The sequence below is a fragment of the Erwinia amylovora genome (assembly GCF_017161565.1).
Taxonomy (GTDB): Bacteria; Pseudomonadota; Gammaproteobacteria; order Enterobacterales; family Enterobacteriaceae; genus Erwinia; species Erwinia amylovora.
The window spans coordinates 919817-946770 of record NZ_CP066796.1 but is presented as its reverse complement, the minus strand read 5'-3'; the positions used below and the strand labels follow the sequence as shown (position 1 = coordinate 946770).

At 53.3% G+C, this 26954-nt stretch carries 17 protein-coding genes, 4 tRNA genes, 3 rRNA genes and 1 pseudogene; 9 read left to right on the top strand and 16 right to left on the bottom strand.

The window, feature by feature from the left end; all coding sequences use genetic code 11:
• From hpxX to hpxZ, 3 genes are read left to right on the top strand one after another with little or no spacing between them, the layout of a single operon-like run.
• Positions 1 to 189: an oxalurate catabolism protein HpxX gene (hpxX, locus tag JGC47_RS04310; protein ID WP_004156064.1), complete on the top strand. Its 189-nt coding sequence runs from the start codon at positions 1 to 3 to the stop codon at positions 187 to 189.
• Entirely contained in the window at positions 186 to 1589 is a 1404-nt protein-coding gene (locus JGC47_RS04305; protein WP_004156063.1) for an AtzE family amidohydrolase, read from the top strand. Before hpxX ends, JGC47_RS04305 begins: the two co-directional genes overlap by 4 nt.
• Positions 1586 to 1969, top strand: coding sequence for an oxalurate catabolism protein HpxZ (gene hpxZ, locus JGC47_RS04300; RefSeq protein WP_004156061.1), 384 nt, complete (start codon positions 1586 to 1588; stop codon positions 1967 to 1969). Before JGC47_RS04305 ends, hpxZ begins: the two co-directional genes overlap by 4 nt.
• Positions 1970 to 2037: 68 nt before the next feature.
• Here the strand turns inward: hpxZ and JGC47_RS04295 are convergent, their stop codons facing one another.
• A complete protein-coding gene (locus tag JGC47_RS04295) occupies positions 2038 to 3057 on the bottom strand; it encodes a restriction endonuclease (protein ID WP_004156060.1) in 1020 nt (339 codons plus the stop codon).
• Between the two features lie 223 nt (positions 3058 to 3280).
• Between JGC47_RS04295 and JGC47_RS04290 the strand changes: the two genes are divergently transcribed.
• Both JGC47_RS04290 and JGC47_RS04285 read left to right on the top strand, forming a co-directional pair.
• Positions 3281 to 4747, top strand: coding sequence for a site-specific DNA-methyltransferase (locus tag JGC47_RS04290; protein ID WP_004164002.1), 1467 nt, complete (start codon positions 3281 to 3283; stop codon positions 4745 to 4747).
• Positions 4748 to 4758: 11 nt separating this feature from the next.
• A complete protein-coding gene (locus JGC47_RS04285) occupies positions 4759 to 7464 on the top strand; it encodes a DEAD/DEAH box helicase (protein ID WP_004156058.1) in 2706 nt (901 codons plus the stop codon).
• 197 nt (positions 7465 to 7661) lie between these two features.
• Here the strand turns inward: JGC47_RS04285 and puuE are convergent, their stop codons facing one another.
• From puuE to JGC47_RS04270, 3 genes are read right to left on the bottom strand one after another with little or no spacing between them, the layout of a single operon-like run.
• Complete coding sequence (gene puuE / locus JGC47_RS04280) at positions 7662 to 8618, bottom strand: allantoinase PuuE (RefSeq protein WP_004156054.1); 957 nt, start codon at positions 8616 to 8618, stop codon at positions 7662 to 7664.
• Positions 8619 to 8661: 43 nt separating this feature from the next.
• Complete coding sequence (hpxA, locus tag JGC47_RS04275) at positions 8662 to 9402, bottom strand: allantoin racemase (protein ID WP_013035894.1); 741 nt, start codon at positions 9400 to 9402, stop codon at positions 8662 to 8664.
• On the bottom strand, positions 9402 to 10118 hold the full coding sequence (locus JGC47_RS04270; RefSeq protein ID WP_004156052.1) for a GntR family transcriptional regulator: 717 nt from the start codon (positions 10116 to 10118) through the stop codon (positions 9402 to 9404). Before JGC47_RS04270 ends, hpxA begins: the two co-directional genes overlap by 1 nt.
• 144 nt (positions 10119 to 10262) lie before the next feature.
• Between JGC47_RS04270 and JGC47_RS04265 the strand changes: the two genes are divergently transcribed.
• Positions 10263 to 11759 carry an NCS1 family nucleobase:cation symporter-1 gene (locus tag JGC47_RS04265; RefSeq protein WP_004156047.1) on the top strand — a complete coding sequence of 499 codons (1497 nt, stop codon included), beginning with the start codon at positions 10263 to 10265 and terminating at the stop codon, positions 11757 to 11759.
• A 44-nt stretch (positions 11760 to 11803) separates the two neighbouring features.
• Here the strand turns inward: JGC47_RS04265 and JGC47_RS04260 are convergent.
• Together JGC47_RS04260 and dnaQ are read right to left on the bottom strand one after the other, a co-directional pair.
• Positions 11804 to 11880, bottom strand: a tRNA-Asp gene (locus tag JGC47_RS04260).
• A gap of 113 nt (positions 11881 to 11993) precedes the next feature.
• Complete coding sequence (gene dnaQ / locus JGC47_RS04255; protein ID WP_004156044.1) at positions 11994 to 12743, bottom strand: DNA polymerase III subunit epsilon; 750 nt, start codon at positions 12741 to 12743, stop codon at positions 11994 to 11996.
• On the opposite strand from dnaQ, the gene rnhA reads away from it, so the two are divergent.
• Positions 12736 to 13263: a ribonuclease HI gene (rnhA, locus tag JGC47_RS04250; protein ID WP_306475112.1), complete on the top strand. Its 528-nt coding sequence runs from the start codon at positions 12736 to 12738 to the stop codon at positions 13261 to 13263. The genes dnaQ and rnhA overlap by 8 nt on opposite strands.
• Positions 13264 to 13323: 60 nt before the next feature.
• On the opposite strand, the gene JGC47_RS04245 is transcribed toward rnhA, so the two are convergent.
• Positions 13324 to 14025 carry a methyltransferase domain-containing protein gene (locus JGC47_RS04245; RefSeq protein WP_004156042.1) on the bottom strand — a complete coding sequence of 234 codons (702 nt, stop codon included), beginning with the start codon at positions 14023 to 14025 and terminating at the stop codon, positions 13324 to 13326.
• A gap of 45 nt (positions 14026 to 14070) precedes the next feature.
• Between JGC47_RS04245 and gloB the strand changes: the two genes are divergently transcribed.
• Positions 14071 to 14826, top strand: a complete 756-nt coding sequence (gene gloB / locus JGC47_RS04240; RefSeq protein WP_004164000.1) for a hydroxyacylglutathione hydrolase — start codon at positions 14071 to 14073, stop codon at positions 14824 to 14826.
• A gap of 71 nt (positions 14827 to 14897) precedes the next feature.
• On the top strand, positions 14898 to 16277 hold the full coding sequence (gene mltD / locus JGC47_RS04235) for a murein transglycosylase D (RefSeq protein ID WP_004156037.1): 1380 nt from the start codon (positions 14898 to 14900) through the stop codon (positions 16275 to 16277).
• Positions 16278 to 16332: 55 nt separating this feature from the next.
• On the opposite strand, the pseudogene JGC47_RS04230 reads toward mltD, so the two are convergent.
• The 9 genes and pseudogenes from JGC47_RS04230 to clpB form a co-directional block, all read right to left on the bottom strand.
• Positions 16333 to 17025: pseudogene (locus JGC47_RS04230) on the bottom strand (class I SAM-dependent methyltransferase).
• A gap of 36 nt (positions 17026 to 17061) precedes the next feature.
• Entirely contained in the window at positions 17062 to 17868 is an 807-nt protein-coding gene (locus JGC47_RS04225) for an endonuclease/exonuclease/phosphatase family protein (RefSeq protein ID WP_004156030.1), read from the bottom strand.
• A 178-nt stretch (positions 17869 to 18046) separates the two neighbouring features.
• A tRNA-Asp gene (locus JGC47_RS04220) sits at positions 18047 to 18123 on the bottom strand.
• 100 nt (positions 18124 to 18223) lie between these two features.
• Positions 18224 to 18339: ribosomal RNA gene (gene rrf, locus JGC47_RS04215) — 5S ribosomal RNA — on the bottom strand.
• Positions 18340 to 18554: 215 nt separating this feature from the next.
• Positions 18555 to 21546, bottom strand: a 23S ribosomal RNA gene (locus tag JGC47_RS04210).
• Between the two features lie 344 nt (positions 21547 to 21890).
• Positions 21891 to 21966, bottom strand: a tRNA-Ala gene (locus JGC47_RS04205).
• Between the two features lie 152 nt (positions 21967 to 22118).
• Positions 22119 to 22195: transfer RNA gene (locus JGC47_RS04200), tRNA-Ile, on the bottom strand.
• A gap of 72 nt (positions 22196 to 22267) precedes the next feature.
• A 16S ribosomal RNA gene (locus JGC47_RS04195) occupies positions 22268 to 23807 on the bottom strand.
• The 16S, 23S and 5S rRNA genes sit together here with 3 tRNA genes alongside, the layout of an rRNA operon.
• A gap of 478 nt (positions 23808 to 24285) precedes the next feature.
• The gene (gene clpB, locus JGC47_RS04190) at positions 24286 to 26859 is read right to left on the bottom strand and encodes an ATP-dependent chaperone ClpB (protein ID WP_013034846.1); all 2574 of its coding nucleotides are present in this window, start codon (positions 26857 to 26859) and stop codon (positions 24286 to 24288) included.
• Between the last annotated feature and the right edge of the window lie 95 nt (positions 26860 to 26954).

Genomic DNA, 26954 nt, shown 5'->3' with positions numbered 1-26954 from the left:
ATGAAGCAAACAACGCCCGCCTGGGCAGACTACGTGGCACAGATGGAACATATCCTGGCGCTGGAGCTGGATGAAACGCGCCGCGCCGAACTGCTGATTCAGTTCAGTCGTATCGCCGCGCTGGCCGAACCGCTGATGGCCTTCCCGCTGGACGAGCGGCTGGAAGTGGCAGGAGTGTATAAAGCATGAATCTGGCTTCATTATCGATTAGCGAGCTAAAGCGCGCACTGGCGGCGGGCGAACTGAGCGCACGCGAGGTCGCCAGCCAGACGCTGGCCGCCATTGAACGGGCTAACCCACAGCTTAACGCCTGGACCGCCATCACTGAGGATCGCATGCTGCGCGAGGCCGACAGGCTGGACGGCCTGCAACGGAATGGCCAGCCGCTGCCTGCGCTGGCGGCAGTACCTTACGCGGTGAAAAATCTGTTTGACGTTGCCGGGCATACCACGCTGGCCGGGGCCAGTCTGCTGAGCGATCGTCCGCCGGCATCGCATGATGCCTGGGCGGTAGCTAAGCTGGCCGCCAGCGGTGGCCTGCTGTCCGGCATGCTGAATATGGATGCCTACGCTTACGGTTTTACCACCGAAAACAGCCATTATGGCGCAACCCGCAACCCGCACGATGCGGCGCGTATTGCCGGCGGTTCATCCGGCGGTTCAGCCGCCGCCGTGGCCGCCGGGCTGGTGCACTTCTCACTGGGATCGGATACCAACGGCTCGATTCGCGTTCCGGCCTCGCTGTGCGGTATTTTCGGCCTGAAGCCGACCTTTGGTCGCCTGTCGCGCTCCGGCACGCATCCGTTTGTCGCCAGCCTCGATCATATCGGCCCGTTTGCCCGCCGCGTTGACGACCTTGCTCAGGTCTATGATATTTTGCAGGGGCGCGATGCCAGCGACGGCTTCCAGGCCAACAAGCCGGTGCAGCCGGTAACGCCGCTGCCGGATGCCGGGCTGGAGGGATTACGCTGTGGCGTGCTCGGCGGCTGGTTCCTGCAGTGGTGCGATGACGATGCGCGCGCGGCGGTAGCCAGCGCAGCGCGGGCGCTGGACGCCTGCGAAGAGGTGCTGCTGCCAGAAGCCGGGCTGGCACGCTCCGCCGCCTTTATTATCACCGCGTCAGAAGGGGGCAACCACTATCTGCCGGCGCTGCGCCATATGCCAGAACGCTTTGAACCGCTGTCGCGCGAGCGCCTGCTGGCCGGAGCGATGATCCCCGCCGCCTGGTACGTGCAGGCGCAGCGCTTCCGCCGCCATTTCCAGCAGCAGGTGCTGCCATTGTTTCAGCATGTCGATGTGCTGATTGCCCCGGCAACCCCCACCAGCGCTACGCTGATTGGTCAGGAAACCCTGCACATTAACGGCTGCGACCTGCCGGTTCGCGCCAGCATGGGCATGCTGACGCAGCCGATTTCCTTTCTCGGCCTGCCGGTTACCACCGTTCCTCTGCGCACCGCTGGTGGCATGCCCATCGGCTTACAGCTGATCGCCGCGCCATTTAAAGAACAAGCCTGCCTGCGGGCGGCACGCGTGCTGGAACAGCTGGGCATTGCACAGGCTGCGCCTGCAACAGGAGAGAATAAAGGATGAAAAACGAAGCCATTAATCAGCCGACAATCGTGGCCGAAGTCAGCGTGGCGTTTTATCGCTATGAGCAGGCGCTGGTTAGCAACGATATTGCCGTGCTGGATGAACTGTTCTGGCACGATGAGCGCACCGTGCGCCTGGGAGCCGGAGAAAACCTGTACGGCATTGAGGCGATACGCGCCTTTCGCGCCGCGCGCCCGTCGGTCAGGTTGCATCGCCGGCTACAGAACACGGTTATCACCACCTTCGGCGATGATTTCGCCGTCTGTAGCACCGAGTTCACCCGCAAGGGCAGCGAGAAGATCGGCCGCCAGCAGCAAACCTGGGTCAAACTGCCCGTTGGCTGGCGCATCGTGGCGGCACAGGTGAGTTTGCTGGGTTGAGGTTGCGCCCGGCCAAAACGCCCGTCGGTTGCCCTTTAGCTAAAGGGCAACGTTTATGGGGCTAACAATTATGCGGGTAGATAGGTTCTTTTCAACGGAACCAGCAATTTAGTTTCGATATCAATCTGTTCATAGTTTTCCAGCAGGGCACGCACCAGATCGTCCAGCGTCCACAGCGTTAGCGGGATCGTTGATCGATCGGCTTCATAACGCGCATCTTTGGTAAAACCGCCAGTACTGACATATAACCCACGATCGTCTTTATGTCGGCCGCCTATAAAGCTGCGGATCTGCTGGCTGCCTGTTTGATCACGGCGATGCTTGACTTCAACAATAATACGGGGATTTTCAAAACCGAATCCGTCCGGGGAAGCGATGATGTCCTTGCCACGATCGGCTCCTGCTGGAGAGACCTGGGTTTTGTAGCCCATGCTGCGCAAAACGCCCGCCACCAGGTGCTGCATTTCATCCCAGTCCAGGCGATTAATACGATCCTTAATCCCTTCAAAGGCGACCATCTCCATATCACGTAAAGGATCGGAAAGCGCATCGTCATCTTCAATAACGTCAGGTATCTGCGGTATTGTCACCGCAGTGGCCCGATCTTCATATAACAGTTCATTGACGGCATAGTCAGGGAGCTGAAAGACCGTTAGCGTGGAGCCAAGCGGATTTTTCGTCGCATCACTCAAGTTATCGCGCTTAATCTCTTCAGCGTTCCATTTCACCCGGCGGGCGATGCCCATCCCCTCTTCAAGCCATTCCGGGTGATACTCAAAATCTGAAATGACTCTGCCTAATAAGTAGGTCCGGTTGGCTCGCGAGTAGGTAATAACCCAGTCACCCTGCCGGATCTCATTGACAAAACGCCAGATTTGCGACCTGCCGGAACGCGCCGTGCCCAGTTTTACCTGCGGTTCAAGCTCCAGGTAAATGGCCAGCAGCTGGTCGCGGGAAAGTCCGGGTTTCACCCGCGGCGCCAGCTGTGACCAGCCAATAGCGACAACGTTTTTCTCACGAAAATTATCATAGAGCCTGCCTGCATCACCCCGCACCATCCAAACTTTGCTTTCCATAGAGTCCGTCATCTCATTAATTATAGTGATGTGTTCCTGTGTTTTTTCGTGAGGCGGATTGCCCTTCTCCTTGCCTGCCTGCAATGGGCTAAGCCCGGATAATCAGCAGGCCGCAGCCTGAAAAAAATCAGCTTTTAAGGTATCATGTTAGCCAAGTTTAACCGAAGGACAAAACACCACTATGCCGTTTTTGGATTGGGTCAATAAAAACTAGGCTAAGGCTGTCAGTACAGCCGTGCCTTACCATCTGTTGCAAAAAGAAGCAGAGTTCGGTACGCCGGCAAAAGACAATATGATTATACAAGGGGATAACCTGCTGGCGCTGCGCGCCTTAATGCCGCTTTATGCCGGCCAGGTTAAATGTATTTTTATTGATCCCCCCTACAATACCCAATCCGCTTTTGAGCACTATGACGACAAGCTGGAACACAGCCAGTGGTTATCCATGATGTACCCTCGCCTGGTGCTGCTTCGCGATCTGTTGGCGGAAGACGGGAGTATTTGGGTGACTATTGACGATAATGAAGCTCATTATATGAAAGTTATGATGGATGAAGTGTTTGGTCGAGAAAATTTTATCGCCAACTCTTTATGGCAAAAGGTTTTCGCTACAAAAAATAGTGCTAAACATTTATCAGTTGATCACGATCATATTCTTATCTACGGGAAGCAAGCTAATGGCTGGGTTCCAAATCTTATGCCAAGAACTGCAAAACAGGACTCAATTTATAAAAATCCTGATAATGACCCTCGGGGCATTTGGACATCAGACAATTTAACAGCAAGAAATTCTTATAGTTTAGGGATATATCCTGTAACTAATCCAGCAGGGCGCGTGATTCCCGGACCACCGCCGGGAACGTATTGGAGAGTTTCTAAAGATAAACTCGATGCTCTAGACGCTGATAAAAGAATATGGTGGGGTAAAACAGGTGATGGCGTGCCTCGTTTAAAACGCTTTTTATCAGAAGTACAGCAAGGAATAATCCCTCGTACCTTTTGGCCATATGATGAAGTTGGTCACACTCAAGAAGCAAAAAAAGAAGCTGTCGCATTATTCTCCAGTGATGTATTCAGTACTCCTAAACCAGAACGCCTAATTCAGCGAATTTTACATATTGCATCCAATCCTGGCGACCTCATTCTCGACTCCTTCCTCGGCTCCGGCACCACCGCCGCCGTTGCCCATAAAATGAACCGTCGCTATATCGGGATTGAAATGGGCGAACATGCCAGAACGCACTGCATCCCTCGCCTGCAAAAAGTGATTGCAGGCGAGCAGGGCGGCATCTCGCAGAGTGTTGAATGGCAGGGCGGCGGCGGGTGTAGTTTTTATACCTTAAACCCGGAACCGGTATTCCAGCCAAATGGCAGAATTTGTCCCGATATTAAGTTTGCCCCTCTGGCGGCCTATATCTGGCATCACGAAACCGGCACCGGCGCGCAGCAAACGATGGATAAACCCTGCCTCGGTGTTCATAACGGTACGGCCTGGTATTTACTGTATAACGGCATACTGGGCGATCGTCGCCCAAACGGCGGTAATGTTCTGACGCGCACACTGCTGGCCTGGCTGCTGGACACCTTCCCTCATAACGGCCCTAAAATTATTTACGGCGAAACCAGCCGCATCGGCCCTGAACGTCTGGCACAGGCCAACGTGACATTCAAACAAATTCCTTATGATATTGTCTTGCGCTAACGAGGTGCCCAGTGAGCTTTAATCTTAAACATTATCAGGCCCGTGCGCTTGCTACCCTGGCTCAATTTTTCAGTCAGTTAAGTACCCAGGGCGATCTGCACAGAGTATGGCGTGAGCAACCGTTGCAGCAACAATACAAGGTCAGGGGGGAGCCATTGCTCCCCTATCAGGATACGGCATTTGGTGATGTGCCTTGCGTATGTCTGCGACTGCCAACCGGGGGCGGGAAAACGCTGCTTGCGGCGCATGTGATTGGTGAAATCGACCAGCATTACACCTTTACTGACGCCCCGGTGGCCTTATGGCTGGTTCCCTCTGATGCCATTCGTGAGCAAACGCTAAAAGCGTTGATGAATAAGCGCCATCCTTATCGCCAGTCTCTGGATCAGCGCTTTAACGATAAGGTGCGGATATGTGACCTGGGAAGTTTAGCCACCGTGGGTCCACACGAAGTGGGTACTCATGCGATTGTTATCGTCGCCACAATACAGGCCTTTCGGGTCGCTGATACCACTCAGCGTAACGTATATTCTTTCGATGAATCGCTGGTACATCATTTTAATGGCGTCACCACGGCTCAATTTCCGGCACTGGATGTGGTAAAAGCATCCGACCTGGCGGCACAACCTTTCCTTACGGAAGCGGATCTGGGGAAAATTAAAGCCTCGCTGGCGAACTGGCTACATTTGCACAATCCGATGATCATCGTTGATGAAGCGCATAACAGCCGCACACAAAACAGCTTTGAAACGCTTAAGCGCTTTAATCCTTCGGCTATCGTTGAGCTAACGGCCACGCCGGTGAAAGGCTCCAACGTGCTCTACCACGTCAGTGCGCAAGAGCTAAAAAATGAAGAGATGATCAAGCTGCCGATTATGCTGATGGAGCATATTACCGGGTGGCAAGATGCGGTGCGCGATGCCATTCTGACGCAACAAAAGCTAGAATTACTCGCGCAAAAAGAACCCGATTATTTACGCCCTATGGTGTTGTTCCAGGCGGAACCTAAAGGCAAACAGGTCACCGTTGAAGTGCTGGCCGCGCATCTTGAACACGTGGAAAAAATTCCTAAAGAACAGATTGCGATTGCAACCGGCACGCAAAAAGAGCTGGACGGGGTGAATTTGTTCGATCCGGCGTGTCCGGTGCGCTACGTGGTGACCGTTGAAGCGCTTAAAGAAGGGTGGGATTGCTCTTTTGCTTACGTGTTGTGCAGTATGCAGGAGTCGCGCAGTGCCAAAGATGTAGAACAGTTACTTGGCCGTGTTTTACGCATGCCGTATGCCCGATCCCGTCAGAACCCCGAGTTAAACCAGGCTTATGCCCATATCACCGCCCACAGCTTCGGTGAAGCACTGCACCGTATTCAGGATAATCTGGTCAATAATATGGGCTTTGATCCCCTTGAAGCTGCAATGGTGTTGCAGTCTCGAACGCCAGTTGTCCCCGGACTGTTCAACCAGCAGCAGGCCGGAAGCGCGGCTCCTCGCGCTGATATGCCGACCAGCAGCGTTCCGCTGCCGGCCATGCCGGAAACGCCAGTGCCCGCTTCACTCCAGCAAAAAATAGTCATTCGTCCAACCCAGGCCGGGGCAACCATTTTAGTAAATGGCCTTATCACTCAGGAAGTTGAAGATTTTATCCTGACGGGCGTAGCCAAAAAACACCAGAAATCGGTTAAACAAAAAATCGACCAGGAAAAAGCGCGCGTTGATGCTGAAACCAGTCCAGGTGCGCGAGGTGTCCCGTTTGGCCAGTTACCGCTCTTATGCTGGCGAGAGCATGAAGATACCTGTATTGTCGATACGGCACTGATGGAAGAAATGAGCCAATTCAGCCTGTTAACCGATGCTATCGCGCTGCCCTCTTTTTCAATTAATGAAAAAGCGAGATCGTGGCAACTCGATATGGAAAAAGGAAGGCTGGCATCAGCTTTTGTATCTGCTTCTCAAATGGCGCTGGATGGGGTTGATTCAAAAATAACAGAAGATGATTTGATTGTTTGGTTAGATTCGCAGTTGCGCCTGCCCAATATATTCCAGCGGGAGATGCAGGCATATTTATCTAAAATGCTGGATTATCTGATGCACCATTCAAAGATCTCCCTCACCGCGCTGATTCGGGGTAAGTATCAGCTGGTTGATGCGTTGTATAATGATATTGCTGCGCGCAAAAAACGAGCGGGAGAAACAGGTTTCCAGCAGCTTTTACCTGATATGGTGACAGCGGAATTACAAGACGGCATGGATTATTTCTTCACGTTCAAACCTAATTACTATGCCGGACGCCCTCCCTACTATCAGGGAACCTATCGCTTCCAGAAGCACTATTATGGCAGTGCTCAAATCCATGATTTACGTGAAAAAACGGCCGCGGGTAAACTGACGGAAGAATTTGTTTGCGCAAGAAATATTGATATGCATCCCAAAGTCAAACACTGGGTACGCAATGTAGAAAAAGAGCCTCGTTTGTCTTTCAAACTACCTGTTGCAGGCGGTTACTTCTATCCAGACTTTGTCTGCGAGCTGGAAGATGGCCGGCTGCTTGTGGTGGAGTATAAAGGCCAGCATTTACAAGACAGCGCGGATTCCAGAGAAAAAGCGGCTGTCGGAGCCCAATGGGAGCGAACCAGCAACGGCCGATGCCTGTTCCTGATGGCAACACGTGATGACAATGGCGCTGATGTCTCGGCGCAGATAAACCGCAAAATACAATAATTACACAATGCCTACTGATGAATCAGCAGGCATTGTTGTTGTAACAGATGTCTGCCAGCGTCCGGGTTTTCTGATAACCACCGTCTGGTTACGGAAGCCATTGAGTGCATCCGGCTCTTGCAAAAAACATCACAATTTTCATCTTCAAAACCGCACATCTGAAGAATACTCATCCTCTGTGTCATGGTGCTTGCCTGTCACACTTCAGGCGGATGCGTTTTTATCCAGTGGTCGGCTATTTCCTGACGGGTACAGATCCATACCCGGTCATGCTGCTGGATATGATCAAGGAAACGTTGCAGCGCACGAAAACGCCCTGGGCGGCCCAGCAGGCGGCAGTGCATGCCTATTGACAGCATCTTCGGCGCGCTTTCCCCCTCCTCATACAGCAGGTCAAAACTGTCTTTCAGATAGTTATAGAACTGCCCGGCGGTGCTGAACCCCTGCGCCGTGGCAAAGCGCATATCGTTGGTTTCGAGCGTATAGGGGATGATCAAATGCGGCTTTACCGTACCATCCTGACAGGTGACCCGCGTCCAGAACGGCAGGTCGTCGCCGTAGTAGTCGCTGTCATAGGTTAAGCCGCCCTGCTCCACCACCAGCCTGCGGGTATTGGGGCTGTCGCGCCCGGTGTACCAGCCGGTTGGGGTTTTGCCAAACAGCTCGGTGAGGGTATCCAACGCCAGCTGCATATGCTGACGCTCGGTTTTCGCATCCATGCCCTGATAGCTGATCCAGCGCCAGCCGTGGCTGACCACATCGTAATCCGCTTCTTTGATCGCCGCGACAATCTCCGGGTGACGCGCCAGCGCCATCGCCACGGCAAACACCGTGAGCGGCAGACCGCGCCGCTGGAATTCATGATGAATCCGCCAGAACCCGGCACGCGAGCCGTATTCATACAGCGACTCCATCGACATATGTCGCGCGGGGTAGCTGGCAGCAGCGATAATATCGGAGAGGAACTGCTCGGAACCGGCATCGCCATGCAGCACGTTGTTCTCTGCACCCTCTTCGTAGTTCAGGACAAACTGTACCGCGATTTTCGCTTTAGCAGGCCAGGCCGCGTGCGGTGGTTGACCCGCATAGCCGCGCAGATCGCGCGGGTAGTTATTGTTGAAGCTGTACTCTCTCTTTTCCGGGGGATTACTCATGATATCAGTCCTTAGCGGCGGAAAAACAAACGGGTACGGACTGTCAGTTCAGAGACGCAAACTGGCCCGACAGTTTTTTTCTTAACGGAAAGTCGAGATCGCCATGCTTACTGGTGTCGAGGCCTAACGCCACCAGCGACTCAACCATTTTGACCGCAGCGGTTACGCCATCGATCACCGGCAGGCCCAGTTCACGCGTCAGCTCCTGCGCCAGATCGGCCATGCCGCCACAGCCGAGGACAATCGCTCCGCTGCCATCTTCACGTTTCGCCTGTATACAACGTTGCCGCACTTTTTCCTGCGCCAGCCCGCTGCCATCCTCCAGCGCCAGCACCGGCAGATCGATGGCGTGCAGCGCCGCGCAGTGGTGCTCAAAACCGTACTGGCGCAGTAAATGCCGGGCAACGATCAGCGTGCGCGGCAGCGTGGTAACAATAGAAAATCGCGTTGCGACAAGGGTCGCCATATGCATCGCGGCTTCGGCAATGCCCACCACCGGGCCTTGTGCCAGCTCACGCGCCGCCAGCAGGCCCGGATCGCCGAAACAGGCAATCACATGCCCACAAACCCCCAGCGCACGCCCGGCTTTGACCTGTTCCAGCACGCCGATCGCGGCTATCGCTTCGTCAAAATGCCCTTCGATGGAGGGCACGCCCTGGCTCGGGCATACTGCCAAAATCTCAGTATCTGGCGCAGCCACCGCCCGCGCCGCCGCGCCGATGGTTTCGGTCATCGCCAGACTGGTGTTCGGGTTGATGACCTGGATGACCCGCGTGCTATTCATCATCGTACTCCTTTTGCCGCAAACAGCCGGGCAAAGTCCGGCAGCGTTTCGCCACTGCGTTCAAAGCGCAGACTGGCAATAATTTGTTCGAAATGTTGCCGCAATACGTCAGTCAGTTTAGCCAGGGATTTGTCCCGCAGCAGCGCCACCAGGCGATGGTGATCGTTACAGCGGCAGCCCTGCTGCCAGGGCGCGCCGTAAGCCGCCACTACCAGCGAAGATCGGCGGGTCAGGCGTGTGACGATGTCGGCCAACACCTGATTACCGGCGATCGCCTGTAGCTGAATATGGAAAGCGGCCGACAGACGAATAGCCGCTGCGCCATCATGATGGTCATGCGCCTGCTGTTCCCGTTGGATAAGCGTTTCCAGCGCCGCCAGATGCGGGCGTTGACAGTGAGCCAGCACCTGCGGCAAATTTGCACACTCAATCAGGCTACGCGTGTGGAAAATATCCTGCGCCTCTTCGACCGTCGGCGTGGCGACCTGCGCACCACGTTTGGGCGTCAGGGTCACCATTTGCACCGCCGCAAGGCGCTGCAGTACCTTACGAATGCCGGTACGACTGACGCCAAACACTTCACTTAGCGCCTCTTCCGGCAGTTTGCTGCCTGGAGGAAGCTGGTGCTCAACGATCGCCGTCATCAGTGCCTGATAGATAGGTTCATCCTTGTCACTCAGGTCCGAGGCCGTTTTCAGCCCGCTCTCACTTGTCATTCACTCCCCCACTCAACTTCATTTTCTGCCAGAATCGTACACATAATAAATCGTTATTGTATACATGTAACCTCAATCTGGCCTGGATCCTGCAATGTCTCTGTTAAGCCAGTTATCAATCGCTCAATCAGAGGAGCAGGTTTTATGCCAAACAGTCGACGTTCTTCCACGCCAGCGGCGCCTGGCACCCCTGCAGGCTACAGCCCGCGCTTATGTAATGAGGATCTGGCACCTACCCGTGACCAGAACTGGAGCTGGTACAACATTTTCTCGTTCTGGATGTCTGACGTACACAGCATGGGTGGCTATGTGGTTGCCGCCAGCTTCTTTACGCTCGGCCTTGCCAGCTGGCAGGTGCTGCTGTGCCTGCTGGGCGGTATCTGTATTGTGCAGCTGTGCGCTAACCTGGTGGCTAAGCCCAGTCAGATGGCCGGGGTGCCTTATGCGGTTATCTGCCGTCAGGCATTCGGCGTGTTTGGCGCGAATATCCCGGCGGTGATCCGCGGCCTGATCGCCTTTGCCTGGTACGGTATTCAGACATGGCTGGCGTCTAATGCGCTGATGCTGGTATCCCTGAAGTTCTGGCCGGGGCTGGCCGCACTGACGCATACGTCGTGGATTGGGTTATCAACGCTTGGCTGGATCTGCTTCTCAATGATGTGGCTGTTACAGGCGATAGTGTTCTGGCACGGAATGAACGCGATTAAACGCTTTATTGATGTGGCTGGCCCGGCGGTGTACGTGGTGATGGGGGCGCTGGCTGGCTGGATTGTATACAAAACCGGTTTTGACGGCATTTCATTTACGCTGGCCAGCAAGGGACTGTCCGGTAGCCAGCAGGTATGGCAGATGATTACCGCCACCGCACTGGTGGTTTCATACTTCTCCGGCCCGCTGCTGAACTTTGGTGACTTTTCGCGTTATGCGAAAAACATGGGTGAGATCCGCCGGGGCAACCGCTGGGGGCTGCCATTCAACTTCCTGCTTTTCGCCATCGTGACCGTGGTTATCGTCTCTGGTACGCAATCGCTGTTTGGCCGCATGATCACCGATCCGATTGAAACTGCCAGCATGGTCGGCAACGATCTGGCGGTAGCGCTTGGTCTGCTAACGATGATCACCGCCACCGTCGGCATTAATATCGTCGCCAACTTTGTCTCTCCGGCGTTTGACTTCTCCAACTGTTCGCCACAGAAAATCAGCTTCCGCACCGGCGGCATGATCGCTGCGGTCGGTTCTGTGCTGCTGACGCCGTGGAATTTGTTCCAGTCGCCTGAGCTGATCCATTACACGCTGGATGTGCTGGGAGCCTGCATCGGGCCGCTGTTCGGCATCCTGCTGGCTGACTTCTACCTGGTTAAACGCAGCCAGATTTCCGTCGACGATCTGTTCAACGATACGCCACAGGGCAAGTACTGGTATCGCGGCGGCTTTAATCCAAAAGCTATTGCGGCTCTGCTGCCGTCGGTGGCGCTGGGCCTGCTGATTAGCTTCACTCCCTCACTGCACACGGTGGCTAACTTCAGCTGGTTTATCGGCGTGGCGCTGGGGGGCGGGATTTATCGCTGGGTAGCGCGGGACGAGGTGGTAAGAAGCGCAACTCAGGGTTATGTCCGTCATGTCGCGTTGCAGGAAGAATAAAACGACGAAAGGCCGATTCTTTCGAATCGGCCTTCCTGTATATCTGGCGGAACGGACGGGGCTCGAACCCGCGACCCCCTGCGTGACAGGCAGGTATTCTAACCAACTGAACTACCGCTCCGCGCTGTGTTCCCCGTCGGGAACGAGGCGGATATTACGGGGCTGTATCAACTTCGTCAACGCTTTTTCAGTAGAATAAGCTTAACTGCGTTTTTTTTCAGCGCAACGCGCGGTTCAGCCATCAATTTCTTGTGGACGCCACAGGCAGCTGCCACCTTTTTTCTCAACCAGATCGAGACGTGCTTCGTGCGCCATCAGTTCCTGTTCGCTGGCGCGCACCACGCGCAAGCCAGAAGCGGGCCGCGCTATGCGCTGGATGGTCTCACCGTCCTGCTGCTTTTCACGCTCCCCTTCCATCGAGAATGCCAGCGAGGTCTGCCCGCCGGTCATGGTCAGGAACACCTCCGCCAGAATTTCGGAGTCAAGCAGTGCGCCGTGCAGTGTACGCTTGCTGTTATCTATCTCGTAGCGTGAGCACAGCGCATCAAGGCTGTTGCGCTTGCCGGGGAACAGCTTACGCGCCATCGCCAGACTATCGGTGATTTTGCAGAAGGTTTCCGTTTTCGCTATGCCGCGCTGCAGTTTGGCAAACTCATAATCCATAAAGCCGATGTCGAACGAGGCGTTATGGATCACCAGCTCGGCACCGTTTATGTAGGCCAGGAAGTCGTCAGCGATCTGTGCAAAGGTCGGTTTGTCCAGCAGGAATTCATCGGCAATACCGTGCACGCCGAACGCTTCCGGGTCGATCAACCGATCGGGCTTGAGATAAACATGGAAGTTATTGCCGGTCAGACGGCGGTTGATCACCTCAACAGCACCGATTTCAATAATACGGTGCCCCTCATAGTGGACACCGATCATGTTCATACCGGTGGTTTCGGTATCGAGTACGATCTGACGCGTTGTATTTACTGTGCTCATAGGACCCGTTTATGTCAGACTTGGCGTTTTTTCTACGGGGAGTCTACCAGAGATGCTTAAGCAGGTAGAAATTTTCACCGACGGTTCGTGCCTGGGTAACCCAGGCCCCGGCGGTTACGGCGCCATTATGCGTTACGGTAAACATGAGAAGACCTTTAGCGCCGGTTTCCATCTGACCACCAACAACCGCATGGAAATGATGGCGGCAATTGTGGCACTGGAAGCCTTGACCCAGCCCTGTGCAGTGGTGCTCAGCACCGACAGCCAGTATGTTCGCCAGGGGATCACCAGCTGGATCCATAACTGGAAAAAACGCGGCTGGAAAACTGCCGACAAAAAACCAGTGAAAAATGTCGATCTGTGGAAACGGCTGGACGCGGCGCTCAGCCATCACGACATTCACTGGAAGTGGGTTAAGGGACATGCTGGTCACGTCGAAAACGAACGCTGCGACGAGCTGGCGCGGACCGCAGCAGGAAATCCCACCCTGGACGATGTCGGCTATCAGTCTGAAGCCTGATGTTCAGCGCGAAGGGGCCTTACCATTTTGCGCATCGACTCGCACATCAGCCCCGCTACGCTATTGACTGGTCACGCCCACGGCGTGCAGACGCCGTTTTCCCGCACTTTTTTTCGCCGGATTCTTAGTTAACGGGAAGGTACGTTTGCGGGCTACTATCAGGTTCATACAGCCCAGCGCGGGGAGATGAGTGCTGATCATTTCCCCCCCCTGACAGTTCCACGGCAATACCTGAAAACATGTGCGCCGTATCACTTCGTAGTTCAGCAGGCTCAGCCAGTCAAGCAGACGCATCTGGCTGTACATGCTGCTATTCCAGGGGATGCGGCGGTGGAGGCCTGGTATCAGTTTGCCTATCCCTAACAGGCTGAAAAGATTAAAGCCACTGATGATTATCCAGCCATCATCGATCAGTATGCGATCTACTTCACGCAGAAGGCAATGCGGGTCACTGCTCCACGCCAGGGTATGTGCTAACAGGCAGGCATCCACCGATTTTGACTCAAACGGCAAACTTAGCGGGTCGGCACGTACCTGCATCAGATCCCCGCTGAAACCCACATTAACCTGATGGGTTATTGCACAGCTTTCCGTATCAATTTCAGCACTGAGCCTGCCAATCTTCAGCAGGTGGTAACCAAAAATTTTACCCAGGCTTGGGCGGAGCTGATGCACCAGCGCATCGCGGTAATATTCGCCGCAGGGTATTTGCGACCAGGATTCAGGCACAAGGCGGATTTGACGTGTTTTAGCAGGCTTCATGCTTTACCATCTTCTTTTCCATCGTGCGCATCTAAAGAGGTGAATATGAATCTTACCAGCATTCCTGCCTTGCAGGATAACTACATCTGGACCTTAAATGATGATAGCGGCCGCTGTCTGATTGTCGATCCCGGAGAAGCGGGCCCGGTACTGCGTGCGATAAAGCAAAATCATTGGCAGCCGCAGGCGATTTTGCTTACCCATCATCATTATGATCACGTGGGCGGGGTGGAAGAATTGTTAGTACATCACCCCGATTTGATCGTTTATGGCCCACAAGAAACATGCGATAAAGGCGCCAACAACCTCATCGGCGACGGTGACCATATCGAAGTTTTGGGGTTAGATTTCACGATTATTGCCACGCCGGGTCACACTTTAGGACATATCTCATATTTCAGCAAACCTTATCTTTTTTGCGGGGACACCTTATTTTCAGCAGGCTGCGGCCGGCTTTTCGAAGGGACTGCAAAACAGATGTTTGATTCATTTCAGAAACTTAACGAACTACCGGATGATACGCTGATTTGTTGCGCGCATGAATATACTTTATCAAACCTTACCTTTTCTCATCACATTTACCCGCAAGAGGCAGAAATAACGCGCTATTACCATGAAATTAAAGAGTTACGCGCAAAAAATGGCATAACTTTGCCAACAAAACTGGCTCATGAACGTATAATAAATGTTTTTTTACGCACCAAAGATGTTGAATTACAAAGATTAATAAGCCAAGACACTGCACAACTTACTGAATGTCAAACTTTTGCGATTCTACGCGAGAAGAAAGACAGTTTTTGAGATTTAAGGTTGTGTTGTGGTGATCGACCACGTATTATTGCTCGTCTTTTAAGCGAACTATTGACACATACATGAAGGCTAAAGCGATCATACTCGCCTCAGTCTTGCTGGCCGGGTGCCAGGCATCAGGGCACGATGCCAATATCCCGGAACAGCATGCACAGAGTTTGTCTTCGGCAAGTGAAAATGGACAGTACACAGATAATATGTTGTCGCCGCGCTGGCAGGATGATGGAACGTCCCTTGCGCAAGACAAAGATTTGTGGAATTTCATAAGCGACGAGCTGAAGATGAAGGTTCCGGATAATTACCGGATACGCGAACAAAAACAGAAATACCTGAGTAATAAGAGCTATCTCCACGATGTAACATTACGGGCAGAGCCGTATATGTACTGGATAGTCGAGCAGATTAAGCAACGTAAAATGCCGATGGAACTGGTACTACTACCCATAGTGGAGAGCGCTTTTAACCCGCATGCCACATCATCTGCAAACGCCGCTGGCATTTGGCAGATTGTGCCGCAAACGGGACGAAATTATGGCCTGAAGCAGACTCAGTGGTACGACGGACGACGCGATATCGTCGCCTCTACCAAGGTCGCTCTGGATATGATGCAGCGTCTTAACGACATGTTCGACGGTGACTGGTTACTGACCGTTGCCGCCTATAACAGTGGTGAAGGCCGCGTGCTCAAAGCGATGAAAACCAACAAGGCTAAAGGGCGACCCACGGACTTCTGGTCACTGGCGCTGCCAAGAGAAACGACTGTTTACGTACCGAAAATGCTGGCGCTGGGGCAAATCCTCAAGAACAGCAAGCGCTATGGGGTCAGTCTGCCAACACCGAACAAAACGCGCGCTCTGGCACGCGTTGAAGTCGGTCAACAGATTGAGCTGACACAGGCTGCAGAAATGGCAGGTATGTCGTTAAGCAAGCTGGAAAGCTTTAATACCGGCTATCGGCGTGGCACCACGGCACCTAATGGTCCTCATTACATTATGGTTCCAAAGTCCAACGTGGCTAAACTGCGTGACTCCCTGGCAACCGGCGATATCGCGGCAGTTCAGTCGACGTCTCTGGCTAAGAACAGCGTTCCTCCGGTATCTTATAAGGTACGTAGCGGTGATACCCTTTCCGGCATTGCTAAACGTCTTGGGATCCCGGTAAAACATCTGCAGCGTACTAATAATTTGCTGGGTAGCAGCATCAAACCAGGCCAGACTCTGACCTTGGGTAGCAATATCGGTAAGCAGCAGCTGGCAGATAATGGCGACAGCATCACCTATCAGGTGCGTAAGGGTGATTCTCTGGCTAGTATTGCAAAACGTCATGGCGTTAACATCAAAGATGTTATGCGCTGGAATAGCGGGTCCACAAGTGCCAGAAACATCCGGCCTGGTGATAAACTGACGTTGTTCGTAGCTGACAACGCCACGCCTGACAGCTAGTCATTGCTACCTTGCATGCATTTTCTGTTAAAAAGCCCGGTAAACCGGGCTTTTTTTATGGCTTGATGGCCTCAATGAAAAAGGTATCCGTGCTAAAACTTCCGTCCGGCTGCAAAGCATAATAGCGATGTACGTCATCAGGCGCCGAGCGCTGATAGGCACGAATCGCCTGCACCATGATCTCCGGCGTACGCATCCGTTCTGTCCGACTGCTCTAACGCCAGTCCGAGTTTTTCCTGTGATGCACACTGGTCGCTCAGCCCCGGCTCAGTTATCAGGGTTAACCATTTACCCGGGCTGTAATCCTGTACAGTTGAAGTGTCCCGCAGTGCCTCCACCGTTTGCAACCAGATATCTGACACAGGGTTACCCGGCGTACTTCGCGCAGCGCGCCAGTCACATCATGCCAGCGGTGCGCCGAATAGCGACTTATAACCATATCAAATTCCGCGTCACTAAAAGGCAGATTCTTCGCATACCCTTGTTGGGTAGTAAGATGATGATAGCCATGTGCATCTGCCGTTTCACCAGCGGTCACCGGCATCCTTTCAGACAGATCGTATGCGACGACTTCCTTAACATACTGCGCCGCAACAAAACTGGCGTGGCCTGCCCCACAACCTATATCCAGTACTCGTGCTTGAGGCGTCTCACTCAGCCGGTCTCCCAGCCGTAGCAGATCCGCTCCACTGGCATGCACCGCGCTGGTAAGAGATGCGTTGGCCTGTTCGCCAAATTGCTTATCAATGTTGTCATGATGATTATTGCCATGGCAAAAAACGCTTTAATTCGTACCAGCCGGAGAGTCAAAATTAAACTCAACCAATAGTGGGTTATGATCGGATGCGCGCGTTACCAGTACTGATGCTTCAGTCACGTCCATCCCACGATAGAAAATAAAATCCAATGGCCGACCGAAAGCTTTACGACGATGATCGTCGGTAAAACGTACCTCACGTAGTCCCATTTCCCTGGCAAAGCGATAGAGCGCATTAATCCTCTGACGGCTCCATGCATTGAAATCACCGGCCATAATCACCGGCCCCTGATGGTGAATAATTTGCTCACCGATCGGTCCGAGCTGTTTGCTGTATACATCAATACCCAGACTAAAATTTACCGCATGAATGTTAACTACCATCAGCACCTGGTCGTTTGGCAGAGGATAGGCTGTAACAAGCGCGGATTTAGACAATCGTAATAGCGGTTCGCGCTCGCGCAGAGGGCAGCAGTAGATGGCATGTGCTGATGCCAGCGTCATCACCCCTGAAGGGTGTTGCGGGAGTACAAAGGCAGGGACCTGATCGGCGACCAGGTAATTATTGGTGGCAAAACGCACCAGTTCCGGGGTGGTTTGCGCTTCCTGTAACAGGACGAGATGGGCATTTTTACCAAAATCCTGCAACACTGAAAGCCAGTCGGCACGCTGCTGCTTAAATATATTCCAAACCAGAACTTTAAGACGGGTTCCGTCGGTTAAAGGCACTCCGGGCGGTAATGCCTGCCCAAGATGCAGCATTGCCACGGGAGGAAATATGCGCTCCGCTGGCTGACCTGCTACATATCTCATGGCATATGTTTTTTTCCGCACTTTACCGCCTGCATTGTTGCAACTGAATGGGCTAACTATCCCTCAGTTATAGGGGCTTTATGGTCTGGTTTCAATCGGTGACCGCTGAATGAAATAGGTTAGTGCTTAAGAAGACGCAAAACCTGATTTTAAATACAAAAAAACCCTGACTCATAAGAGTCAGGGTTTCCTGTTTTAGTGGCGGAACGGACGGGGCTCGAACCCGCGACCCCCTGCGTGACAGGCAGGTATTCTAACCAACTGAACTACCGCTCCACCGATTCTGTACTGATATCAGAAAACGTCTGATTTCAGGTGTATCACCTTTACCTTGTCAGGGGTAAAGTCGCGACCAGATGACTGGTCTGTATTTGATGCCTGGCAGTTCCCTACTCTCGCATGGGGAGACCCCACACTACCATCGGCGCTACGGCGTTTCACTTCTGAGTTCGGCATGGGGTCAGGTGGGACCACCGCGCTAAAGCCGCCAGGCAAATTCTTTGTGCACGAAACGGATCTTTTTCACTGGTGCCGCACTGGCCGCGCCTGTAAACTCAGTCACATACCTCAGTATGCGCTTTCCTTCACTGCACCTGCCGCCTTGCTTCAGCACAAAATCTTTCGTTTCCTGCAAATCTGTTTTCCGGTGAACAAGCTGAATATCGTTTTTCGTCTCTCAACACAACCCAGAACGCTTCTGGCGTTGTAAGGTTAAGCCTCACGGGTCATTAGTACCGGTTAGCTCAACGCATCGCTGCGCTTACACACCCGGCCTATCAACGTCGTCGTCTTCAACGTCCCTTCAGGACTCTCAAGGAGTCAGGGAAGATTCATCTCGAGGCAAGTTTCGCGCTTAGATGCTTTCAGCGCTTATCTTTTCCGCACTTAGCTACCGGGCAATGCCATTGGCATGACAACCCGAACACCAGCGGTGCGTTCACTCCGGTCCTCTCGTACTAGGAGCAACCCCTCTCAATCTTCCAGCGCCCACGGCAGATAGGGACCGAACTGTCTCACGACGTTCTAAACCCAGCTCGCGTACCACTTTAAACGGCGAACAGCCGTACCCTTGGGACCTACTTCAGCCCCAGGATGTGATGAGCCGACATCGAGGTGCCAAACACCGCCGTCGATATGAACTCTTGGGCGGTATCAGCCTGTTATCCCCGGAGTACCTTTTATCCGTTGAGCGATGGCCCTTCCATTCAGAACCACCGGATCACTATGACCTGCTTTCGCACCTGCTCGAGCCGTCACTCTCGCAGTCAAGCCAGCTTATGCCATTGCACTAACCTCACGATGTCCGACCGTGATTAGCTGACCTTCGTGCTCCTCCGTTACTCTTTGGGAGGAGACCGCCCCAGTCAAACTACCCACCAGACACTGTCCCCACGCCGGATTACGGCGCCAGGTTAGAACATCAAACGTTAAAGGGTGGTATTTCAAGGTTGGCTCCACGCAGACTGGCGTCCACGCTTCAAAGCCTCCCACCTATCCTACACATCAAGGCTCAATGTTCAGTGTCAAGCTGTAGTAAAGGTTCACGGGGTCTTTCCGTCTTGCCGCGGGTACACTGCATCTTCACAGCGAGTTCAATTTCACTGAGTCTCGGGTGGAGACAGCCTGGCCATCATTACGCCATTCGTGCAGGTCGGAACTTACCCGACAAGGAATTTCGCTACCTTAGGACCGTTATAGTTACGGCCGCCGTTTACCGGGGCTTCGATCAAGAGCTTCTCCTTACGGATAACCCCATCAATTAACCTTCCGGCACCGGGCAGGCGTCACACCGTATACGTCCACTTTCGTGTTTGCACAGTGCTGTGTTTTTAATAAACAGTTGCAGCCAGCTGGTATCTTCGACTGGCTTCAGCTCCACGAGCAAGTCGCTTCACCTACGCGCCAGCGTGCCTTCTCCCGAAGTTACGGCACCATTTTGCCTAGTTCCTTCACCCGAGTTCTCTCAAGCGCCTTGGTATTCTCTACCTGACCACCTGTGTCGGTTTGGGGTACGATTGGATGTTACCTGATGCTTAGAGGCTTTTCCTGGAAGCAGGGCATTTGTTACTTCAGCACCGTGGTGCCTCGTCATCACGCCTCAGCCTTAAAGAGTTCCGGATTTGCCTGGAACTCAAGCCTGCACGCTTAAACCGGGACAACCGTCGCCCGGCTAACATAGCCTTCTCCGTCCCCCCTTCGCAGTAACACCCAGTACGGGAATATTAACCCGTTTCCCATCGACTACGCCTTTCGGCCTCGCCTTAGGGGTCGACTCACCCTGCCCCGATTAACGTTGGACAGGAACCCTTGGTCTTCCGGCGAGCGGGCTTTTCACCCGCTTTATCGTTACTTATGTCAGCATTCGCACTTCTGATACCTCCAGCATGCCTCACAGCACACCTTCGACGGCTTACAGAACGCTCCCCTACCCAACGGACGTATCCCGAAGTCGACTCGACTTTGATGGCGCATTGACGTCGCTGCGCTCCGTCAATCGTTATCCACTTCAGTGAATCTGCTTGGGTGATACGTCCGCTGCCGCAGCTTCGGTGCATGGTTTAGCCCCGTTACATCTTCCGCGCAGGCCGACTCGACCAGTGAGCTATTACGCTTTCTTTAAATGATGGCTGCTTCTAAGCCAACATCCTGGCTGTCTGTGCCTTCCCACATCGTTTCCCACTTAACCATGACTTTGGGACCTTAGCTGGCGGTCTGGGTTGTTTCCCTCTTCACGACGGACGTTAGCACCCGCCGTGTGTCTCCCGTGATAACATTCTCCGGTATTCGCAGTTTGCATCGGGTTGGTAAGCCGGGATGGCCCCTAGCCGAAACAGTGCTCTACCCCCGGAGATGAATTCACGAGGCGCTACCTAAATAGCTTTCGGGGAGAACCAGCTATCTCCCGGTTTGATTGGCCTTTCACCCCCAGCCACAGGTCATCCGCTAATTTTTCAACATTAGTCGGTTCGGTCCTCCAGTTAGTGTTACCCAACCTTCAACCTGCCCATGGCTAGATCACCGGGTTTCGGGTCTATACCCTGCAACTTAACGCCCAGTTAAGACTCGGTTTCCCTGCGGCTCCCCTATACGGTTAACCTTGCTACAGAATATAAGTCGCTGACCCATTATACAAAAGGTACGCAGTCACACCACGAAGGTGCTCCCACTGCTTGTACGTACACGGTTTCAGGTTCTGTTTCACTCCCCTCGCCGGGGTTCTTTTCGCCTTTCCCTCACGGTACTGGTTCACTATCGGTCAGTCAGGAGTATTTAGCCTTGGAGGATGGTCCCCCCATATTCAGACAGGATGTCACGTGTCCCGCCCTACTCATCGAACTCACAGCAAGTGCCTTTTTGTGTACGGGGCTGTCACCCTTTACTGCGCGACTTTCCAGACGCTTCCACTAAGGCACAAACTGATTCAGGTTCTGGGCTGTTCCCCGTTCGCTCGCCGCTACTGGGGGAATCTCGGTTGATTTCTTTTCCTCGGGGTACTTAGATGTTTCAGTTCCCCCGGTTCGCCTCATGCCACTATGTATTCATGACATGATAGTGCAACGGATTGCACTGGGTTTCCCCATTCGGGTATCGTCGGTTGTTGCGGTTCATATCACCTTACCGACGCTTATCGCAGATTAGCACGCCCTTCATCGCCTCTGACTGCCTGGGCATCCACCGTGTACGCTTAGTCGCTTAACCTCACAACCCACAAGCGTCCCTCTCCGGTTCACGTAATGGCTGCGCGTCGTGACGGCGGCGTTATGCAGTGCTCGCAATGCTCATGGACTCAAGTCCACTCCGCGTTGCTGCGCGCTGACGCCTTGCCTTCACTTAGCTCGCTCATTACTCAACCTGAGTAAGAGACCCTTTCGGGTGCAAGTATTTGAGAGACTCGAACATATCGTGGCTTCATTCTGATTACGGAGAATGAACACGACATGTCGTTTCAATTTTCAGCTTGTTCCGGATTGTTAAAGAGCATAATACTTCGCAGCATACTGTTAAACAGTACGCTCTGAAGTATTGAATGAAGAAAAACCATATGGTGGAGCTAAGCGGGATCGAACCGCTGACCTCCTGCGTGCAAGGCAGGCGCTCTCCCAGCTGAGCTATAGCCCCATACGGTCTTACAGAAACCTTTGTCTACCACTCGGAAGGAGTCACATTATTCTTCTTTAAGAAATAATGTAATTTCTTTTCAGGCAAGGCATGCGGGAGGGAAGTTTACTACAGTAAACGACCGAGTGCATATCGCAGCATGAGAAGAAATTTGGTAGGCCTGAGTGGACTTGAACCACCGACCTCACCCTTATCAGGGGTGCGCTCTAACCACCTGAGCTACAAGCCTGTAGAGGTTTTTCTGCTCGTTACTTTTTATCAGACAATCTGTGTGGACACTGCGCCGGAAGGTATCTTCAGGTAAGGAGGTGATCCAACCGCAGGTTCCCCTACGGTTACCTTGTTACGACTTCACCCCAGTCATGAATCACAAAGTGGTAAGCGCCCTCCCGAAGGTTAAGCTACCTACTTCTTTTGCAACCCACTCCCATGGTGTGACGGGCGGTGTGTACAAGGCCCGGGAACGTATTCACCGTAGCATTCTGATCTACGATTACTAGCGATTCCGACTTCACGGAGTCGAGTTGCAGACTCCGATCCGGACTACGACGCACTTTATGAGGTCCGCTTGCTCTCGCGAGGTCGCTTCTCTTTGTATGCGCCATTGTAGCACGTGTGTAGCCCTGGCCGTAAGGGCCATGATGACTTGACGTCATCCCCACCTTCCTCCGGTTTATCACCGGCAGTCTCCTTTGAGTTCCCGACCGAATCGCTGGCAACAAAGGATAAGGGTTGCGCTCGTTGCGGGACTTAACCCAACATTTCACAACACGAGCTGACGACAGCCATGCAGCACCTGTCTCACGGTTCCCGAAGGCACTTCCGCATCTCTGCAGAATTCCGTGGATGTCAAGGCCAGGTAAGGTTCTTCGCGTTGCATCGAATTAAACCACATGCTCCACCGCTTGTGCGGGCCCCCGTCAATTCATTTGAGTTTTAACCTTGCGGCCGTACTCCCCAGGCGGTCGACTTAACGCGTTAGCTCCGGAAGCCACTCCTCAGGGGAACAGCCTCCAAGTCGACATCGTTTACGGCGTGGACTACCAGGGTATCTAATCCTGTTTGCTCCCCACGCTTTCGCACCTGAGCGTCAGTCTTCGTCCAGGGGGCCGCCTTCGCCACCGGTATTCCTCCAGATCTCTACGCATTTCACCGCTACACCTGGAATTCTACCCCCCTCTACGAGACTCTAGCCTGCCAGTTTCGAATGCAGTTCCCAGGTTAAGCCCGGGGATTTCACATCCGACTTGACAGACCGCCTGCGTGCGCTTTACGCCCAGTAATTCCGATTAACGCTTGCACCCTCCGTATTACCGCGGCTGCTGGCACGGAGTTAGCCGGTGCTTCTTCTGCGGGTAACGTCAATGCAGGAGGTTATTAACCTCTCACCCTTCCTCCCCGCTGAAAGTACTTTACAACCCGAAGGCCTTCTTCATACACGCGGCATGGCTGCATCAGGCTTGCGCCCATTGTGCAATATTCCCCACTGCTGCCTCCCGTAGGAGTCTGGACCGTGTCTCAGTTCCAGTGTGGCTGGTCATCCTCTCAGACCAGCTAGGGATCGTCGCCTAGGTGAGCCATTACCTCACCTACCAGCTAATCCCATCTGGGCACATCCGATGGTGTGAGGCCCGAAGGTCCCCCACTTTGGTCCGTAGACGTTATGCGGTATTAGCTACCGTTTCCAGTAGTTATCCCCCTCCATCGGGCAGTTTCCCAGACATTACTCACCCGTCCGCCACTCGTCACCCAAGAGCAAGCTCTCTGTGCTACCGTTCGACTTGCATGTGTTAGGCCTGCCGCCAGCGTTCAATCTGAGCCATGATCAAACTCTTCAATTAAAAGTTCGATTTGCTGAAACCAGTCCAGCGATGCTCAATCGTAAAACGTCATAATGAATTTCATTATGTGTTCACTCTTAAGACTTGATATTTTTTTGACGCCCGGAGGCGTCTGATATCAATCCTGCGAGTGCCCACACAGATTGTCTGATAAATTGTTAAAGAGCGGTGCGCACAGTGCCTTGGCATCCTGTCGCGAGGTGGCGTATATTACGCTTTCCTCCTCCGGAGTCAACCTCTTTTACAGAAGTTTTTCCGGCGGTTCAGAACTTCCTGAACCTCTCCACACGCCGGCCGGTAAGCCGTTGTTCCGTGTCAGTGGAGGCGCATTATAGGGAGTTTCTCACGGCTGACAAGGGCTATTGATAAAAAACTTTTCAACCGTTCAATTTTCAGGCAAAAAGCCGTATTCAGGTGCTTTTTTGCCGGTTTAACAAACAAAAATGGGCATATTGCCCATTTTTGTTACTTGTCGTGATTACTGATGGGCAACGATAACGCCGGCATCAACATCCATCTCGATGGTTTTACCGGGTATCAACGCTCCCGACAGGATCTGCTGAGCCAGCGGGTTTTCAATCTGCTGCTGGATAGCTCGTTTCAAAGGCCTTGCACCATATACCGGGTCATAGCCATTTTCACCCAACTGCTGAAGTGCCGCGTCTGAAACATGCAGCGTAAAGCCACGTTCTTCCAGGCGCTGATAAAGGCGTTGCAGCTGTATACGCGCGATAGAAGCAATGTGCTCTTCACCCAGCGGGTGGAATACCACCAGCTCATCGATACGGTTAATGAACTCCGGCCGGAAATTTTGGCTGACCACCGACATCACCAGCTCTTTCATTTCGCCATAGTTCAACGCACCAAAACGTTCCTGAATCAGATCGGAACCCAGGTTAGAAGTCATGATCACCACCGTATTGCGGAAGTCGACCGTTCTGCCCTGCCCGTCCGTCAGGCGTCCGTCATCCAGTACCTGCAACAGAATGTTGAATACATCGGGGTGTGCCTTCTCAACTTCATCCAACAAAATGACTGAATAAGGACGGCGGCGTACCGCTTCGGTCAGATAGCCCCCCTCTTCATAGCCAACGTATCCGGGAGGCGCCCCGACCAGACGCGATACCGAATGTTTTTCCATAAATTCGGACATATCAATACGCACCATGGCATCGTCGCTGTCGAACATAAAGTTAGCCAGCGCTTTACACAGCTCGGTTTTACCCACCCCAGTGGGGCCGAGAAACAGGAACGAGCCAATCGGGCGGTTCGGATCCGCCAGCCCGGCGCGGCTGCGACGAATAGCGTTCGATACGGCTTCCACCGCTTCTTGCTGTCCAATCACCCGGGTATGCAGTTCCTGCTCCATACGCAGCAGCTTATCGCGTTCACCTTCCATCATGCGCGCCACCGGAATACCGGTCCAGCGCGCCAGTACATCGGCGATCTCAACGTCAGTTACGCGATTTCGCAGCAGGCGCATGGTTTTCCCTTCGGACTGAGTTGCCGCCGCCAGCTGTTTTTCCAGATCGGGAATTTTGCCGTACTGCAGTTCAGACATTTGACCAAGATCGCCCTGACGGCGTGCCTGTTCCATGTTCAGTTTCGCCTGTTCCAGCTCGGCTTTGATATGCTGAGTGCCTGAGAGCGACGCCTTTTCTGCTTTCCACTCTTCTTCCAGCTCAGAGTACTCACTTTCTTTCTGGCCCAGTTCACCTTCAAGCATCTCAAGGCGCTTAATACTGGCGTCGTCAGATTCTTTCTTTAACGCCTGCTGTTCCAGCTTAAGCTGAATAATACGCCGCTCTAGCCGGTCCAGTGATTCTGGCTTTGAGTCGATTTGCATACGAATACTTGATGCGGCTTCATCGATCAGGTCAATGGCTTTATCGGGTAACTGCCTGTCGGCGATATAGCGATGCGACAGCGTAGCCGCAGCGACAATAGCTGGATCGGTAATCTGCACATGGTGATGCAACTCATAGCGTTCTTTGAGTCCGCGCAAAATAGCGATGGTGTCTTCGACACTCGGTTCAGCGACAAAGACTTTCTGGAAACGGCGTTCAAGCGCGGCATCTTTTTCAATATACTGCCGATACTCATCCAGCGTGGTTGCCCCTACGCAGTGGAGTTCACCGCGCGCCAACGCGGGTTTCAACATATTGCCAGCATCCATCGCACCATCAGCTTTACCGGCACCCACCATGGTGTGCAGCTCGTCGATGAACAGAATGACGTTACCTTCCTGCTTTGACAGGTCATTGAGCACGCCTTTCAAGCGTTCTTCAAATTCACCCCGGTATTTTGCCCCGGCCACCAGCGCGCCCATATCCAGCGCCAGCACCCGGCGGCCTTTCAACCCTTCCGGGACTTCACCGTTAATAATCCGCTGGGCAAGGCCTTCAACAATGGCCGTTTTACCAACGCCGGGTTCGCCAATCAGCACAGGATTGTTTTTGGTACGGCGCTGCAACACCTGAATGGTACGGCGGATCTCTTCATCGCGGCCAATCACCGGGTCCAGCTTGCCCTGTTCGGCACGCTCGGTAAGATCTACCGTATATTTTTTCAAGGCCTGCCGTTGATCTTCTGAACCCTGATCGTTCACGTTTTCGCCTCCGCGCATCTGGTCAATGGATTTAGCGAGTTTCTCGCTGGTCGCACCGTGGGATTTTAACAAATCCGCCAGTGAGCCACGCGATTCAAGCGCTGCCAGGATAAAGAGTTCTGATGAGATAAAGTTATCTTTACGCTTCTGCGCCAGTTTGTCGCACAGGTTGAGTACCCTGACCAGGTCGGCAGAGGGCTGGACGTCACCATCAGTTCCTTCCACCTGTGGCAACCGGCTGATGGCCTGTTCGATAGCGCTGCGCAATGAAGGGACATCAATGCCTGCAGAAGTCAGCAGAGGACTAACGGATCCTCCTTCCTGTGTGAGAAGTGCGCTCATCAGGTGCAGAGGTTCAATGAATTGGTTATCGCGGCCCAAAGCCAGGGACTGGGCATCGGCGAGGGCAAGTTGGAATTTGTTAGTAAGACGATCCAGACGCATAATTTCCCCCTATCAGGTCAAATTGCTACTGGAGATTAAATGAGGTCATCCCTCAAATTTTCAAGTTAAATGACCGGATATTTTGGAGAAAAAAA